This is a genomic window from Rheinheimera faecalis (assembly GCF_021290965.1).
Lineage (GTDB): Bacteria > Pseudomonadota > Gammaproteobacteria > Enterobacterales > Alteromonadaceae > Pararheinheimera > Pararheinheimera faecalis.
The window spans coordinates 75,198-92,275 of the sequence record NZ_JAJOYT010000003.1; the positions used below are offsets into that span (position 1 = coordinate 75,198).

The following is a 17,078-nucleotide window of genomic DNA, read 5'->3' on the forward strand; positions in this document are numbered from 1 at the left end:
ACGTTTTTTTTGCTTCGTTTTGAGCGGGATAAGCTTTTGCAGTTATTATCGTTTATCTCAGCTCTAACTGCTTTCTTCCATCAGGATATTAGTTTTTTTCAATCAAAATCATAAGGTTATAACTATCCTTTGCTCTAAAAAATCGCTGTAATCAGTTTAGTAACAGCGCCTTAGTCGCATACTGCAAGCCATTAGTCTGAAGTGTTGGGTTATGCGTAACTAAATAAAATATTTCAAAGTATTTTAAGGTTTTTTTCTTCCACTTTTCCCCACAGAAATCAGGATCTTCGCGCTAAGCCTTGTTTTTACTGGATCTATCATGATCAAACAAAGGGGTTTTCACCTTGACAAGCTTTCTTCTGCGGCCCTAAACTGTACATCAGTGGGAAATTGTGGGTATTTGTGGATCAAATATCAGGATCAAACAACAATGAAGTGGGATTAATATGTTCCGTGGGTCGTTTTCTTTAACATTGGATGATAAGGGTCGGTTAGCGCTGCCAACGCGTTACCGTGATGCCTTATTTGCTGATGCAGAAGGTGCCATGGTTTGTACTATTCACACCAAAGATCCTTGTTTACTGCTGTATCCATTACCTGAATGGGAAGATGTTGCGGAACAGCTGCAGCGTTTATCCAACCAAAACCCACAAGAGTTGCGCTTTAAACGTTTATTGATAGGCCACGCGTCGGATTGTGACATGGATAAAAGCGGCCGCATTCTATTACCTGCGCCACTAAGAAGCCATGCCAGCCTGACAAAAAACATCCGTTTAGTCGGACAACTTAATAAATTCGAGATCTGGGACGAAGAGACGTGGAATAAACGTGTTGCCGAAGATATGGCAATTGAACGTGATATGTCCGTCGACGCTGAGATCTCCGAACGGCTGCAGGATTTTGTACTCTGATGGATCAAAGCGCCCATATCTCCGTTTTATTGGCCGAGACCATAGACGGATTAGCCATTAAACCCGACGGGATTTATCTCGACGGTACTTTTGGTCGCGGTGGTCACAGCAGAGTGATCTTATCTAAATTAGGTGAACAAGGCCGTTTATACGGTATTGATCGCGACCCGGCTGCTATTGCTGCCGCCCAGCCATTATTGGCCGACCCACGTTTTTCTATTACCCATAGTCCTTTCGCTGCATTGGCTCAAATTGCTGAAGACAAAGGTATTACCGGCAAAGTCGATGGTATATTGCTGGATTTAGGTGTGTCTTCACCACAACTGGATGACGCTGAACGTGGTTTCAGCTTTATGCGTGATGGCCCACTGGATATGCGTATGGATCCAACATCAGGTATTTCTGCTGCCGACTGGCTGGCCAAAGCTGATGTGGAAGACATTACTTTTGTTTTGCGTGAATACGGTGAAGAAAAGTCAGCCTGGCGTATAGCCAATGCCATAGTCGACAGCCGCAGTGAGCAACCACTGACCCGCACAGCTCAGCTGGCCAGCTTAATCAGCACTGTGGTCCCAAAAAGTCATAAAGAGAAAAAACATCCTGCGACGCGCAGCTTTCAGGGCATTCGCATTTATATCAACAGCGAGCTGGACCAGATCAAAACTGCGCTGGACGCTGCTGTACACGTATTAAAACCTGGTGGCCGTTTAACAGTGATCAGCTTCCATTCGCTGGAAGATCGGATGGTGAAGCAGTTTATGCGTTTGAAAAGCAAAGGCGCTGCCATTCCTAAAGGTTTGCCATTAACGCAAGACCAACTGAACCTGTACACGCCATTAAAGCTGATTGGCAAAGCTATTATGCCGTCGGACGCTGAACTGGAAAACAACGTCAGAGCCCGTAGCGCTGTATTACGTATTGCGGAGAAAACCGCATGAGCGCCATTAAACTGAACCGTCTGATCATCAGCGATATCTGGCAGCATAAATTTCTGCTGGTGTTGATGTTGTGCTGTTTAGGTTCAGCTTTAGCTGTGGTGGAGTTCACTCATATGAACCGCCAACTGACCATGCACGAAGATAAAATACTGCAACATCGCGACACCCTGGAAATGGAGTGGCGCAACTTGTTGCTGGAGCAACGGTCTTTGTCTGAACACAGCAGGGTGGAAGAGCTGGCAGCTACCAAACTGAATATGGTCAGGCCCAGCGGCCCGCAAGATGTGGTGGTGCAGGAACCATGATAAAGAAACCAGCAGCACCTAAAAAGCAGGCGAAAAAGAATCAACAGCCGACTGTCATCAGTTGGCGTTTTGCTTTTGTAATTGTGTCCTTATTTGCGGTATTCAGCGGCCTGATTATCCGTGCAGCTTATTTGCAGGTGTTAGAACCTGAAATGCTGTTGGAACAGGGTGATATGCGCACCTTAAGGGTGAAATCTGACGCTGCGATGCGCGGTATGATTTTAGACCGCAACGGCGAAGAACTGGCGGTCAGCGTTCCTGTGCAGTCGATTTGGGCTGACCCACAACTGGTGCTGCGCAGCAGACACAAAATTGATGAACGTCGTTGGCATGCACTGGCGGATATGCTGCAAATCAGCCCGCAGCAACTGTCGGATAAAATTGGTGCCGATGACTCCAAACGTTTTGTCTATCTGCAACGTCAGGCTAGTCCTGCCACAGTGGATTACATTAAACAGCTAAAAATTCCGGGCATTGCCTTTCAGCAGGAATCACGCCGTTATTATCCGGCCGGTGAAGTCACTGCGCATTTGTTGGGTTTTACCAATGTGGATGATCAGGGCATGGAAGGCATTGAACGTCAGTTTAACGACGTTTTAACCGGCAAACCTGCACTCAAAACTATACGTAAAGATGCCAAAGGCCGTGAAATTGAAGTGCTGTCACAAACCGATGGTCAGGCATCCAATAATATTCAACTGAGTATCGACCAGCGTATTCAGGCTGTGGCCTACCGTGAGCTGAAAAAAGCTGTGATGCAGTTTGGTGCTACCTCTGGCTCTGTTGTCGTAGTGGATGTGCATAACGGTGAAGTACTGGCCTTGGCTAATGCTCCTTCGTACAACCCAAACAACAGAAAAAATACCGATAGCAACAGATACCGTAACCGCGCTATTACCGATACCTTCGAGCCAGGTTCAACCATTAAACCTTTGCCTGTATTAGCAGCATTGGAAAATGGCACTGCCACTATGGATACAGTGATTTCAACTGGTTATGGCCCTGTGCGTATTGGCGGTCGTTTAGTGCGGGATATCAATGGTTATGGCGATTTGGACCTGACTGGCATTATGCGCAAGTCCAGTAACATAGGTGTGACCCGCTTAGCTTTAGGTCTGCCGACCGACAAGTTCCTTGATATGTATTACAAGATGGGCGTCGGCTCAGAAACGGGTTTAGGCCTGACAGGTGAAACTCCTGGTGTGTTACGTGAACAACGCCGTTGGGGTGAGCATGCGTTAGCGACCATTTCTTTTGGTTATAGCTTTACCGTCAACGCAGTGCAACTGGCCCGTATCTACGCCACCATCGCCAATGGTGGTGTGTCTTACCCATTGTCTATTTTCAAAAGTGATAAAAAGCCTTTAGGTGAACGAGTGGTCAGCGAAGAGCATGCTGACAATATGGTCGCCATGTTAGAAGCAGTAGTTGGCCCTGGTGGCAGCGCGAAAAAAGCTGCAGTACCAGGTTATCGTGTAGGTGGTAAAACAGGTACTGCGAAAAAAGCTGGTATCCGTGGTTACAGCGATGATTACATTGGCTCTTTTGCTGGTATAGCACCTATTTCAAACCCTCGCATTGCTGTAGTAGTTATTATCAACGAACCAAGCGGCGATTATTATTATGGTGGTGAAGTCGCGGCTCCTGTGTTCTCTGCCGTGTCTGGTGCTGCGATGCAGTTATTAAATATCGCACCTGATGCCAACGATAGCCGTATTACCAAAGTCAGTGGGGTGCCCAATGCAGGCTAACTCACTCCAACTGTGGCTGACTCCTTTTGCAATCCAGCTGCCAACTTCTGTGGCAGCTTTGCCATTACAGCATTTACGCATCAATAGTTCAGAAGTACAAAAAGGTGATGTGTTTCTGGCGCTGCCTGGTACTAAAACTCATGGCAATCAGTTTCTTGAAAAAGCATTAGCAGCGGGTGCTGTAGTGGTACTGACTGATACTCAAAGCGCGCTGAATGATGAACGTATTGTGGTTGTCCCTAAGCTAGTTGAATTGCTGAGCGTCTTGGCTGCCGCTTTTTATCCGCATCAGGCGCAGCAACTTGTGGGTATTACCGGCACCAACGGTAAATCCAGTACTGCTATTTTTGTCAATCAGTTGGCGGTGTTGTTAGAGCAACAAGCCGCTGTGATTGGCACTTTGGGGTATGGCGATTACCGTAGCCTGACCGCTTTGAATAACACCACTCCTCATCTGGTGGATATTCACCGTATCCTTTCGACTGAAGCCGCTAAGGGCAGTGCTTTAGTGGCTATGGAAGTGTCCTCTCATGCCTTAGTGCAACAACGTGTCGCTGGCCTGCAGTTTGAAGTGGCTGTGTTTACCAATTTAACCCGCGATCACCTGGATTATCACGGCACTATGCAAGCCTATGGCGAAGCCAAGGCGTTGTTGTTTAAAGCAGATTTAGCCAAAAAAGCTGTGATTAATGTCTCTGACGACTTTGGCCGCCAATTAGCAGCTGACTGCACTCTGCCTGTGCTGGCTTATGGTCAGCTCAAAGATTGCCAGGGCTATAGCGAGTATTTGGCTTACGACCAACTGGAAATCACCGCACTGGGTTATCAGTTCCGTTTAAGCAGCCATTTAGGTCAACAGCAGCTGCAGCTTAAAGTGCTGGGTGAATTTAATATTCAAAATGTTTTAGCCGCTATGGGGGCCATGCTGCAATTAGGCCATAGCTTTGAGGCTTTAGTTGGTGCTGCAGAGCAATTGTGCAGTGTGCCTGGCCGTATCGAACAGTTTTATCAGGCCCACCGCGCTGTGATGGCTGTGGTTGATTATGCCCATACGCCTGATGCGCTGGAGCAAACCTTAATAGCAGTTCGTAACCATTGTCAGGGCCAACTTTGGGTGGTGTTTGGTTGTGGTGGCGATCGTGATAAAGGCAAACGGCCTTTAATGGGGGCTATCGCGGAGCGTTTAGCGGATCAGTTAATTATTACTGCCGACAATCCACGCACTGAAGATGTGATGGCGATTTGTCTGGATATAGCCGCAGGTTGCACCCAACAGCAGTATCAGCTGATCACAGACCGTAAAACAGCGATACGCACTGCTTTGGAACAAGCCAAGGCTGGTGATCTGGTATTGATCGCCGGTAAAGGCCACGAAGATTATCAAATCATTGGCCATGAAGTTTTACCCTACGACGAACGTGCCTTTGTCCGACAACTGGTGACGGAGACTGCTTTATGATCCCTTTACAAACAAAAGAAATAGCACAGTTAGTGCAGGGACAACTGGTTGGCGCTGATATTCAAATTCAGAGCGTCAGCACAGACAGCCGCAATATTACTCAAGGCGATTTGTTTATTGCCTTAAAAGGCCCGAACTTTGATGGTCATCAGTTTGCTGCTGAAGTGATTGCCAAAGGCGCTGTGGCTTTGATTGTTGATCAGCAACTGCCTGTAGCAGTGCCGCAAATTATTGTCGCCGACACCCGTTTAGCTTTGGGTGCTTTAGGTGCTGCTGTGAAACAAAAGGTCAATCCTAAGTCTGTGGCTGTGACTGGCAGTGTCGGTAAAACCACAGTCAAAGAAATGATGGCCGCTATTTTAGACCGTATCGGTAATGTGCTGGCGACAGCCGGCAACTTTAATAACGATATTGGTGCGCCTTTAACCTTATTACGTTTAACAGAGCAGCATCAGTACGCAGTGATGGAGCTCGGCGCCAATCATTTAGGTGAAATTGCGTACACCTCTTCGTTGGTGAAACCTGAAGTCTCTATTATCACCAATGTGGCAGCAGCCCATCTGGAAGGTTTTGGTGACTTGTTTGGTGTAGCTCGTGCCAAAGGCGAAATTTATGGCTCTTTAGGTGCTGATGGCGTTGCTATAGTGCCACTAGACAGCGAATTTTCTGATTACTGGTTAAAGCGTCTGCAGGATAAAACTGTGTTGACCTTCAGCAGCACTCAGGCGGCTGATTTTACCGCTGAACATATAGTGCTGAATGAGCAAGGCTGTGCCAGCTTTGATTTAGTTTGCCCACAAGGCCGTATTTTTATTCAGTTGGTGTTACCTGGTAAACATAATGTGGCTAACGCTTTAGCAGCAGCTGCTGCTACTTTGACTTTAGGTGCCAGCCTGACCGATGTGCAGTTGGGTTTAGCGGCAATGAAGCCAGTCAAAGGCCGCATTAATGTCACAGTAGCCAGTGATAAATTACGTTTGATTGACGATACCTACAACGCGAATTCTGAATCCACTAAGGCCGCTATCGACTTATTGGCGACTTATCCCGGTTTCAGAGTATTGGTGTTTGGCGATATGGGCGAACTGGGCGCTGATGCCCGTTTGTACCATGAAGAAGTAGGTTTATACGCCAAACAAAAGGGGATTAATCTGTTATTCACCCTGGGTGTGTTATCACAGAGCGCCAGTGATTTATTTAACGGCCAAGGGGCCCATTTTAGTTCCCGTCAGCAACTGATCCAAAAGTTAAGCCCGATCCTTGATGAGCAGTCTGATGCGACTGTGCTGGTCAAAGGTTCGCGCAGCGCCAAAATGGAATTGGTCGTGCAGGACTTGCTAGAAAGATGTCAGCAGGAGATCAGCTCATGTTAGTGTGGTTAGCCGAGTATTTAACTCAATATATCAATGCCTTTAACGTATTCAGCTACCTGACCTTCAGGTCTATTCTGGGTATTTTAACGGCCTTAATGCTGAGCCTGTATTTTGGCCCCAAGCTGATCGCTAAGTTACAACAACTGCAAATTGGTCAAACCGTACGGGATGATGGCCCACAAAGCCATTTCTCGAAAAAAGGCACTCCGACTATGGGCGGTTTGCTGATTTTAGGTTCAGTACTGACCAGTATTCTGTTATGGGCCGATCTGGCGAACAAATACGTGTGGGTAGTTATTTTTACGCTGATTAGCTTTGGCTGGATTGGTTTTATTGATGACTATCGCAAAGTAGTGCGCAAGGATCCGAAGGGTCTGATCGCCAAGTGGAAATACTTCTGGCAGTCCTTGTTTGCCGTGGCTATCGCCTTTTTCCTGTATGCCTCGGCAGAACGTCCGGCTGAGACTAGTTTAGTGGTGCCATTTATTAAAGATGTGCTGCCACAGCTGGGGTTTATCTTTATTGCTTTGTGTTACTTCGTCATTGTAGGTACCAGCAACGCGGTGAATTTAACAGATGGTTTAGACGGTTTAGCCATAGTGCCAACCATTATGGTGGCCTTTGCTTTTGCCATCATAGCTTACGCCAGCGGTAACGTGAATTTTGCCAATTATCTGAATATTCCTTATCTGCCGCATGCCAGTGAACTGGTGGTGGTCTGTGCTGCTTTAGTCGGCGCTGGCCTGGGTTTCCTTTGGTTTAATACCTATCCGGCTCAGGTCTTTATGGGCGATGTAGGTTCTTTAGCTTTAGGTGCTGTGCTGGGCGTGATTGCCATTTTAGTCCGTCAGGAAATAGTGCTCTTTATTATGGGCGGCGTTTTTGTGATGGAAACTGTGTCTGTAATTTTGCAGGTCGGTTCTTACAAATTACGGGGCCAGCGGATTTTCCGTATGGCGCCTATTCACCACCACTACGAATTAAAAGGCTGGCCTGAACCACGAGTTATTGTGCGGTTCTGGATTTTGTCCGTTATTTTTGTGCTGATTGGTTTAGCTACTTTAAAACTGAGATAAAAAATGAACGCTAAGTTGTTCCAGGGAAAACGTGTTGCTGTGATAGGACTAGGCCTTTCAGGTCTGGCCACAGTGCGCTTTTTGCTGAAACAAGGCGTCAAACCAGTGCTGATGGATACGCGCTTAAAAGTGTCAGGGCTGGAGCAAATTCCGGCCGACAAAGTGGACGGTATTTATTTAGGTGAACTGGATGCGAACCGTTTAGCTCATATGGATGTGTTGGTGGTCAGCCCTGGCTTAGATCCTAAACATCCGGCTATACGTTTTGCCTTGGCACAAGGTGCTCATCTAATTGGTGATGTCGAGCTGTTTGCACTGCAAAACCAGAAACCTGTGCTGGCTATTACCGGCGCCAATGGCAAGTCGACTGTCACCAGTTTAACCGCCCATATGCTGCAATGTTCCGGCTTACGGGCTGTAGCAGCGGGCAATATTGGTTTGCCTATTCTGGACGCGCTGCAAAGTGATGCCGATGTATTTGTGCTGGAGCTGTCGAGCTTCCAGCTGGATACCACTCATTCTTTACAAAGCAAAGCCGCCTGTATTTTAAATGTGACTGAAGATCATATGGACAGATACGGCACTATGGCCGCTTATGCTGCTTCCAAACAATGGGTTTATCAGGGCACGGAGCTGGCGATTTACAATAAAGCCGATGCTTTAACGACGCCAAAAACTTCGGTGCCTGCCCTGGCTTTAGATTTAGCAGGTTCTGACTACGGTGTGGTTCAACATCAGGGCGAAAGCTGGTTGTTGGTTCAGGGCGCGCCTTTAATGCCAGTGCGTGAAATGACCATAGTGGGTTTGCATAACCAGTTTAATGCCCTGGCCAGCTGTGCTTTAGCTTTAGCAGCCGGTGCAAGCCGTGATGGCTTAGTCAAAGCGCTGCAAACCTTTACCTCATTACCGCACCGTTGCCAGTTAGTGCTGGACAGTAAAGCTGTGCGTTGGGTCAACGACTCTAAAGCTACTAACGTCGGCGCGACTCTTGCTGCTATTGCAGGTTTACGCCCTGAAGTTCTAGGCAAATTGATTTTAATAGCAGGCGGTGATGGCAAAGGTGCTGATTTCAGTGAATTGGCAACAGTGCTGAATCGTGATGTCGATCACTTAATTACTTTAGGCCAGGACGGTCCTGCTATTGCTGCGCTGAAAGCGGGCAGCTTTGAAGTGAGAGATTTAATGGCTGCAGTAAAAACTGCAGCTCAACTGGCCACTGCTAATGATTTGGTGTTGTTATCACCAGCCTGCGCCAGCTTAGATATGTTTAAAAATTACGAAGACCGTGGCCAGCAGTTTGCCGCGGCTGTGCAGAAGGTGTGGTTATGAAGCAAATGCTGCTGAACTTGATCCCTTCACCCACTGAAGCCATAGCTCAGTGGTGGCAGCGCGACGAAGCTAACAGCTACGACAAGCTGTTTTTGGTATTGCTGGTCTTGGTGATTGGTGTTGGCATCATTATGGTCACCAGTGCTTCAGTGCCTGTGGCAGAACGTTTATATGGCAATCCTATGCATTTTACTATCCGTCATCTGGTGTATCTGGTGATAGGTTTAGGTGTGTCTTATGTGGTGCTGAATGTACCAGTGTCCTGGTGGCACAAAACCAATATCTTATTGCTGATGCTGGCCTTGGTGTTATTGATCGCTGTCTTGCTGGTGGGGCGCAATGTCAATGGATCAACCCGTTGGCTGGCGTTAGGCCCAATCAATATTCAGGCGGCTGAACCAGCCAAATTATTCTTTTTTGTCTACTTGTCCAGCTACCTGGTTCGTAAGCATGAAGAAGTGCGGGAAAACATCAAAGGCTTTATCAAACCTTTGATCATTATGTTTATTCTGGCCGTTTTACTGCTGATGCAACCAGACCTTGGAACCGTCATTGTGATGTTTGCCACTTCAGTGGTGTTGCTGTTTCTGGCTGGTGCTAAGTTATGGCAGTTTTTCTGTTTAATTTTCACAGGTCTTGCAGCTATTGGTGTGCTGATTTTATACAGCGAATACCGCTGGCGTCGTGTGACCTCGTTTTTAGATCCATGGGCCGATCCTTTTGGCAGTGGTTATCAGCTCACGCAATCTTTGATGGCGTTTGGTCGTGGTAGCTGGTTTGGTCAGGGCCTGGGTAACAGCGTACAAAAACTTGAGTATTTACCAGAAGCTCATACCGACTTTATCTTTGCGGTGATTGCAGAAGAAACAGGCCTGATTGGTGTGTTTGTGGTCTTGAGTTTGCTGTTTTTACTGGTCAGCCGTGCTTTGTGGATTGGCAACAAAGCCTTGTTTAAAGGCATGAGCTTTCACGGCTTTTTAGCTTATGCGCTGGCGATTTGGATTGGTTTTCAGACCTGCGTCAATGTGGGGGTGGCAAGCGGCGTATTGCCCACCAAAGGTTTAACTTTGCCTTTTGTCAGTTCAGGCGGTAGTAGCTTGATCATTATGTTAGTGGCGGCAGCTTTGTTGATCCGTATTGATTTTGAAGTACGGCTGAAAGGTCGTCATGCCATCAGTGGAGGTCCTCATGCCTGAGCTGATGCAGACTACTGACAAACAGCAAAAAACAGCTTTGATTATGGCGGGCGGCACTGGTGGCCATATTTTCCCTGCTAAAGCTGTGGCTGAATTGTTAAAACAACAAGGCTGGAGTATTCATTGGCTGGGGACAGCGGATCGAATGGAAGCGACTTTAGTGCCGCAGTTTGGTTTCCCGTTTCACAGCATTGCTGTGGCTGGTTTACGGGGTAAAGGCTTAAAGAGCTTAGTCAAAGCGCCGCTGATGTTATGGCGCTCCATCAGTCAGGCCCGTGCTTTAGTCAAGCAATTGAACCCTGAACTGGTGTTAGGTTTTGGTGGTTATGCCAGTGGGCCTGGTGGTTTAGCCGCCTGGTTAGCGGGTAAGCCTTTAATAGTGCATGAGCAAAATGCAGTAGCGGGCACCACCAACAGATTGTTGGCTCGTATTGCCAAAAAAGTGTTAGTGGCGTTTCCACAGGCCTTTGCCGATCGCAAAGACAGATTAGTAGTGGGTAACCCTGTGCGTGCCGAAGTGCTGGCTGTGTCTGGCCAAAAACAACTGCAGGCGCCCACTCCAAGTTTAAAAGTATTAGTGGTAGGTGGCAGTTTAGGTGCGCAAGTCTTTAACCAGCAATTACCTGCTCTGTTTGCACAAGCATCTCAGACTGGTGTGCTGGAAATACGGCATCAGACCGGTAAGGCGATGGAGCAGCAAGTGCAACAGGCTTATGCCGCTTTGCCTGAATTAAAGGCCAGTGCCAGTGCATTTATTGAAGATATGGCTGCGGCTTACACCTGGGCTGATTTAGTGATTTGCCGCGCTGGTGCTTTAACAGTCTCTGAAGTGGCGTGTGCCGGCGTAGCGGCAGTTTTTGTGCCTTTGCCGTCGGCTATTGATGATCATCAGACGGCCAACGCCAGCTGGTTAGTGCAAAAACAAGGGGCAGTGTTACTGCCACAAAGCGAATTCAGTAAAGGTGCTTTGTTGCCTTTACTCCAGTCCTGGTTGCAGGACAAAAGTGCACTGCGTCATTTGGCAAATAATGCCCGCAGAACAGCAATAGATGATGCCGCAGAACAAGTTGTTAGAGTCTGTGGTGAAGTGATAGGTAAGACTAAATGAGCAACCAACAAAACAAAAATGCAATGCGCAGAGTAGAGCGGATCCACTTCGTGGGGATCGGCGGCGCTGGTATGGGTGGTATTGCCGAAGTATTAGTCAATGAAGGTTATAAAGTTTCGGGTTCAGATATAGCACCAAACCCAGTGGTCGATCGTTTAGCGTCCTTAGGTGCCTGTATTGTGATTGGCCATAAAGCTGAAAACATCGAAGGTGCCAGCGTTGTTGTCGTTTCCAGTGCTATTAAAACTGATAACCCGGAAGTGGCTGCTGCTATTGAACACCGTATTCCTGTGGTGCGCCGTGCTGAAATGCTGGCTGAATTAATGCGTTTCCGCCATGGCATTGCTATTGCCGGTACCCATGGTAAAACCACTACTACCAGCTTAATCGCCTCTATTTTTGCCGAAGCTGGCACTGACCCCACTTTTGTCATTGGTGGTTTACTGAATTCTGCAGGCACCAATGCTCGCCTTGGTGCTGGCCGTTATTTAATTGCCGAAGCGGACGAGAGCGACGCCTCTTTCCTGCATTTGCAGCCTATGGCGTCAGTGATCACCAATATTGAACCTGATCATATGGAAACTTATCAGGGTGACTTTGAAAAAATGAAAGCCACCTATCTGGAGTTTTGCCATAACCTGCCATTTTACGGCGTGGCCGTGATGTGTATCGACGATGCTGTCGTGCGTGAGCTGATCCCACAAATTGGCCGTTTTGTCATTACTTATGGTTTTAGTGAAGATGCAGATTATGTCATCAGCGACTTCGGCCAGACCGGCACTCAAAGCCATTTTGTTATTACTGATAAAAACGGCGTAGCCAGTCAGATTGAGCTGAATTTAGCAGGCCGTCATAATGCGCTCAATGCGACAGCTGCTTTTGCTGTGGCCAAAGATGAAGGCATAGCAACGGATTCCATTTTAGCTGCGCTGAAAAAATTCGAAGGCATAGGCCGTCGCTTTGAGCAGTACGGTGAGTTTGATACAGGCCGTGGTAAAGTGCTGCTGGTCGATGACTATGGTCACCATCCAAGCGAAGTCGCTGCCACTTTAGCTGCGGCTCGTAACGCCTGGCCAGAGCGCCGTATCGTCATGGCTTATCAGCCACACCGTTACACCAGAACCCGTGATTTATACGAAGACTTTGCCAAAGTGCTTTCTTCTGTTGATTTATTGTTATTGCTTGAAGTTTATGCTGCAGGCGAAGCCGCTATTCCTGGCGCAGACAGCCGCAGCTTATGCCGCTCTATTCGTGCCCGTGGTCAATTGGACCCTATTTATGTGGCTACACCTGCCGATTTACCTGCTGCTTTAGCTGACGTGTTGCAGGACGGTGATGTGCTGCTGACTCAGGGCGCTGGCAATATAGGTGCGCTGGCCAAACAACTGGCGGCTGCTAAATTAGCAATTTCTGTATTAAAGCCAAGTGAGGGAGCTTGAAGTATGAGCAGCAAATTTGGCAAAGTAGCAGTCATGTTTGGTGGAACCTCAGCAGAACGTGAAGTGTCGTTACGTTCTGGGGCCGCTGTGCTGGCCGCTTTGCAAAAGCAAGGTGTTGACGCTCATGCTTTTGATCCAAAAGATCAGCCGTTAAGTGCTTTAACTTCAGCTGGTTTTGACCGTGTATTTATAGTGCTGCATGGCCGTGGTGGTGAAGACGGTACTATGCAAGGTGCTTTGCAGTTGATGGGTTTACCTTATACGGGTAGCCGCGTTTTAGGTTCAGCCCTGGCGATGGATAAAATCCGCTGCAAATGGCTGTTTCAGGCACAAGGCCTGCCTACAGCAAAATTTTTAGTGGCTGAAGCTGGAAAACAACTGAATTATCAGGATATTTTGCAGCAATTAGCTGGTAAAGTGATGGTGAAACCAGCGAATGAAGGCTCCAGTATCGGCATGAGTGCGGCAAGCACTGCACAAGAGCTGGAACAGGCCTTAGCTGTGGCATCTAAATACGATTCGGATGTACTGGTTGAACAGTGGATCCAGGGCCGCGAATTTACCGTGACTGTATTAAACGGTAAGGCACTGCCCATAGTTGAAATGCGTACTCCCCGCTCTTTTTATGACTATGAAGCCAAGTATCAGTCCAATAGCACTGAATACCTTTGTCCTGCGCCTTTAACAGCCGATCAGACTGCCTTTTTGCAACAAGCTGCAGCTGCTGCCTTTACTGCTGTTGGTGCGTCAGGCTGGGGCCGTGTTGATGCGATGCTGGACGAGCAGGGTAATTTCTATCTGCTGGAAGTCAATACTGTGCCTGGCATGACGGAGAAGTCATTGGTGCCTATGGCGGCGAAAGCAGCGGGTTTAAGTTTTGAGCAGTTAGTTCTGCAGATTTTAGAACAGACCTTATGACCAAAAACGGCAAGACAGTGAGCGCACCTATTAACAAAGCCTTCTGGGCTGGTGTTGCCTTTTTCTGCTTTGCTGTCTGGTTTGTCTGTTGGATGGGTTATCAGATCTGGCTCTGGAGTCAGGATCAACAAAGTGCACCTATCCAGCAAGTGAAGGTCTATGGCGATTTTTCTCAGATTGAAGCTGCAGGTTTAAACCAAAAGCTGCAACAACAGTATCTGGGTAACTTTTTTAATTTGAACGTGGATCAGGTGCAGCTGTTTCTGCAGCAACAACCCTGGGTAGCTCAGGCAGCCGTGCGCAAACAATGGCCTGATACGCTCGTGGTGGTGGTGACTGAACATAAGCCAGTCGCGGTATGGAATGACCAATATTTACTCAATCAACAAGGTCAGATCTTTGTCGCTCCTGTCGCTGAACTAAAGCAGCCATTGCCAAAGTTACAAGGTCCGGACGGGGCCGAGCAGGATGCACTGACCATGTTCAATCAATTGAATCAAATGCTGACTGTCCATCAGCATGCGGCAACAGGATTAACAGTGTCAGCCCGTCAGGCCTGGCAACTGAATTTAGCAGAGGGCATTCAATTGACTCTGGGCCGTGAAGATACGGCAAAGCGGGTGCAGCGGTTTATCGATTTGTACCCTGTGATTAGTAAACATAAAACTCAGGCAGTTGCCGAAGTTGATTTGCGTTATGACACAGGCGTCGCTGTACGTTGGGTCGAAGCGCCAGAACAAAGAGAACAAGATGACAAAGTCGACAGAACGTGATCTTATCGTTGGCTTAGATATAGGCACAGCACAGGTAAAAGCCTTAGTGGGCGAAATTACCGCTGACAATCAATTAAGTATTGTTGGTGTGGGTACTCATGTGGCCCGTGGTATGGACAAAGGTGGTGTCAACGATCTGAACCTGGTGGTGCAGTCTGTGCGCCGCGCCGTGGAAGAAGCCGAACTGATGGCCGATTGCCGCGTGTCTTCTGTGTATTTAGGTATTACCGGCAAACATATTCGTTGTCAGAACGAAAGTGGCATGGTGCCAATCAACGATGCCGAAGTGACAGCTGAAGATGTGATCAACGTGATCCATGCCGCCAAGTCAGTGCCTATTTCAGCTGAGCGTCGCATGTTGCATGTGCTGCCACAGGAATTTTCAGTCGACATGCAGGAAGGCATTAAAAGCCCAATCGGCATGTCAGGGGTGCGGATGGAAGCCAAGGCTCACATCATCACGTGCGCCAATGATATGGCAAAAAATATCGAAAAATGTGCTGAGCGCTGCGAGCTGCATGTCGACCAGCTGATTTTCTCTTCATTGGCATCAAGCTATGCGGTGCTGACGGATGATGAAAAAGAGCTGGGTGTCTGCGTGGTCGATATGGGCGGCGGCACTATAGATATCTCGGTCTTTACCAATGGCGCTTTACGCCATACCGCAGTGATCCCTGTGGCCGGTAATCAGGTCACCAGCGATATTGCCAAAATCTTCCGCACGCCTTTAGGCCACGCCGAAGATATCAAAGTGCAATACGCCTGTGCACTGCGCAGCATGGTAGGCAAAGAAGAAAACATTGAAGTGCCAAGCGTGGGTGGTCGTCCGGCCCGCAGCATGTCACGCCATACCCTGGCTGAAGTGGTAGAACCGCGCTATCAGGAATTGTTTGAACTGGTGCTGGAAGAAATCCGCAGCTCTGGTCTGGAAGAGCAAATTGCCGCAGGCATAGTGCTGACCGGTGGTACCGCCAAAATGGAAGGTGCTATTGAGTTTGCTGAAGATGTGTTCCAGATGCCGGTGCGGTTGGGTTACCCGATTGGCATTACAGGTTTAAGAGAATATGTACAGGACCCGGCTTACGCCAGCGTAGTGGGTTTATTGATTTATGGAAAAGACATGCGGACCCAGCAGAGAAAAGCTGTTGCTGCCCGCGAGTCGGTCGGCGGCATGGTGAAACGTCTCACCAGCTGGTTTAAAGGCGAATTTTAACTTTTTTGAGTAAGCGTACTAAAACGGAGAGAGAGCTATGTTTGAGTTAATGGAAAACCACAGCGAAGAAGCTGTCATTAAAGTAATAGGTGTTGGTGGTGGTGGCGGTAACGCTGTTGAGTATATGGTTGCAAGCAACATCGAAGGTGTTGAGTTTATTGCTGCCAATACTGACGCGCAGGCGCTGCGTAATTCTTCTGCCCATATGACCCTGCAATTGGGTGCTGGCGTGACTAAAGGTTTAGGCGCTGGTGCTAACCCTGATGTAGGCCGTCGTTCTGCAGAAGAAGACCGTGAAACGATCAAGAAAACGTTGCAAGGCGCGGACATGATCTTTATCGCTGCCGGTATGGGTGGTGGTACTGGTACTGGTGCTGCTCCGATAGTGGCTGAAGTAGCCCGTGAAATGGGTATCCTGACTGTTGCTGTTGTCACTAAGCCATTCCCGTTCGAAGGCAAAAAACGTTCTGCTTATGCAGACGAAGGTATTGCTGAGCTGGCAAAACATGTTGACTCATTAATCACCATTCCTAACGACAAATTATTAAAAGTCTTAGGCAAAGGCACCAGTCTGCTCGATGCGTTCAAAGCGGCTAACAACGTGTTGTTAGGTGCAGTGCAAGGTATTGCTGAGCTGATCACTCGTCCTGGTCTGATTAACGTCGACTTCGCCGACGTGCGTACAGTGATGTCAGAAATGGGTACTGCTATGATGGGTACTGGCCGTGCCTCAGGTCCGGACCGTGCAGAAGAAGCCGCTGAACAAGCGATTTCCAGCCCGTTACTGGAAGATATCGATTTATCAGGTGCTAAGGGTATTCTGGTGAATATCACGGCTGGCCTGGATATCAGCATTGAAGAGTTTGAAACTGTAGGTAATGCGGTTAAAGCATTTGCTTCAGAAAATGCTACTGTTGTAGTAGGTGCTGTTATTGATCCTGATATGTCTGATGAACTTCGTGTCACTGTGGTTGCCACAGGTATAGGTGCAGAGCGTAAGCCTGACATCAGCCTGGTGCCAAATCACCGTCATGAACCAGTTCGTTCAGCGCACGTTTATGGCAATGCTGGTACAAGCTATGCTCACCATCAGGGCAACGCTGCTCGTGACATGTCACAAGCGCCGTTAGAAGTGCCTAATGTGCAAAGTAAGCCAGTAGCCGAAAAACAAGCGAACATCGATATTTTCGATATTCCGGCGTTTTTACGTAAACAAGCTGACTAATTTTTAGTCAGCTTACAAAAGGCTCAAAGGTTGGCATAGCTGGTCAGCTATGTTATGCTTCGCC

General features: G+C 48.0%; 15 protein-coding genes. All 15 read left to right on the plus strand.

Annotated elements, in window-relative coordinates; translation table 11 throughout:
* Window positions 1-446 precede the first annotated feature (446 nt).
* The 15 genes from mraZ to ftsZ are packed head-to-tail and all read left to right on the plus strand — an operon-like array spanning window position 447 to window position 17,014.
* Window positions 447-911 carry a division/cell wall cluster transcriptional repressor MraZ gene (gene mraZ / locus LSG34_RS06660; protein WP_127025918.1) on the plus strand — a complete coding sequence of 155 codons (465 nt, stop codon included), beginning with the start codon at window positions 447-449 and terminating at the stop codon, window positions 909-911.
* Complete coding sequence (gene rsmH / locus LSG34_RS06665; protein WP_233008049.1) at window positions 911-1,849, plus strand: 16S rRNA (cytosine(1402)-N(4))-methyltransferase RsmH; 939 nt, start codon at window positions 911-913, stop codon at window positions 1,847-1,849. Before mraZ ends, rsmH begins: the two co-directional genes overlap by 1 nt.
* A complete protein-coding gene (gene ftsL, locus LSG34_RS06670) occupies window positions 1,846-2,154 on the plus strand; it encodes a cell division protein FtsL (protein WP_233008050.1) in 309 nt (102 codons plus the stop codon). Before rsmH ends, ftsL begins: the two co-directional genes overlap by 4 nt.
* Window positions 2,151-3,905, plus strand: coding sequence for a penicillin-binding transpeptidase domain-containing protein (locus LSG34_RS06675; protein ID WP_233008051.1), 1,755 nt, complete (start codon window positions 2,151-2,153; stop codon window positions 3,903-3,905). The genes ftsL and LSG34_RS06675 overlap by 4 nt, the downstream gene beginning before the upstream one ends.
* A complete protein-coding gene (locus LSG34_RS06680; RefSeq protein WP_233008052.1) occupies window positions 3,895-5,364 on the plus strand; it encodes a UDP-N-acetylmuramoyl-L-alanyl-D-glutamate--2,6-diaminopimelate ligase in 1,470 nt (489 codons plus the stop codon). Before LSG34_RS06675 ends, LSG34_RS06680 begins: the two co-directional genes overlap by 11 nt.
* On the plus strand, window positions 5,361-6,737 hold the full coding sequence (locus tag LSG34_RS06685) for a UDP-N-acetylmuramoyl-tripeptide--D-alanyl-D-alanine ligase (RefSeq protein WP_233008053.1): 1,377 nt from the start codon (window positions 5,361-5,363) through the stop codon (window positions 6,735-6,737). The genes LSG34_RS06680 and LSG34_RS06685 overlap by 4 nt, the downstream gene beginning before the upstream one ends.
* Window positions 6,731-7,813, plus strand: a complete 1,083-nt coding sequence (gene mraY, locus LSG34_RS06690) for a phospho-N-acetylmuramoyl-pentapeptide-transferase (protein WP_233008054.1) — start codon at window positions 6,731-6,733, stop codon at window positions 7,811-7,813. Before LSG34_RS06685 ends, mraY begins: the two co-directional genes overlap by 7 nt.
* Window positions 7,814-7,816: 3 nt before the next feature.
* Window positions 7,817-9,142, plus strand: a complete 1,326-nt coding sequence (gene murD, locus LSG34_RS06695) for a UDP-N-acetylmuramoyl-L-alanine--D-glutamate ligase (protein WP_233008055.1) — start codon at window positions 7,817-7,819, stop codon at window positions 9,140-9,142.
* Window positions 9,139-10,338, plus strand: coding sequence for a cell division protein FtsW (ftsW, locus tag LSG34_RS06700; RefSeq protein ID WP_233008056.1), 1,200 nt, complete (start codon window positions 9,139-9,141; stop codon window positions 10,336-10,338). Before murD ends, ftsW begins: the two co-directional genes overlap by 4 nt.
* Window positions 10,331-11,446: an undecaprenyldiphospho-muramoylpentapeptide beta-N-acetylglucosaminyltransferase gene (gene murG / locus LSG34_RS06705; protein ID WP_233008057.1), complete on the plus strand. Its 1,116-nt coding sequence runs from the start codon at window positions 10,331-10,333 to the stop codon at window positions 11,444-11,446. Before ftsW ends, murG begins: the two co-directional genes overlap by 8 nt.
* Window positions 11,443-12,885 carry a UDP-N-acetylmuramate--L-alanine ligase gene (murC, locus tag LSG34_RS06710; RefSeq protein ID WP_233008058.1) on the plus strand — a complete coding sequence of 481 codons (1,443 nt, stop codon included), beginning with the start codon at window positions 11,443-11,445 and terminating at the stop codon, window positions 12,883-12,885. Before murG ends, murC begins: the two co-directional genes overlap by 4 nt.
* Before the next feature lie 3 nt (window positions 12,886-12,888).
* Window positions 12,889-13,803 (plus strand): D-alanine--D-alanine ligase, encoded by a 915-nt coding sequence (locus LSG34_RS06715; RefSeq protein WP_233008059.1) that lies wholly within the window; start codon window positions 12,889-12,891, stop codon window positions 13,801-13,803.
* A gap of 17 nt (window positions 13,804-13,820) precedes the next feature.
* Entirely contained in the window at window positions 13,821-14,576 is a 756-nt protein-coding gene (locus LSG34_RS06720) for a cell division protein FtsQ/DivIB (RefSeq protein WP_233008060.1), read from the plus strand.
* Complete coding sequence (ftsA, locus tag LSG34_RS06725; protein WP_233008061.1) at window positions 14,554-15,789, plus strand: cell division protein FtsA; 1,236 nt, start codon at window positions 14,554-14,556, stop codon at window positions 15,787-15,789. The genes LSG34_RS06720 and ftsA overlap by 23 nt, the downstream gene beginning before the upstream one ends.
* A gap of 37 nt (window positions 15,790-15,826) precedes the next feature.
* The gene (gene ftsZ / locus LSG34_RS06730) at window positions 15,827-17,014 is read left to right on the plus strand and encodes a cell division protein FtsZ (protein WP_233008062.1); all 1,188 of its coding nucleotides are present in this window, start codon (window positions 15,827-15,829) and stop codon (window positions 17,012-17,014) included.
* Window positions 17,015-17,078 lie beyond the last annotated feature (64 nt).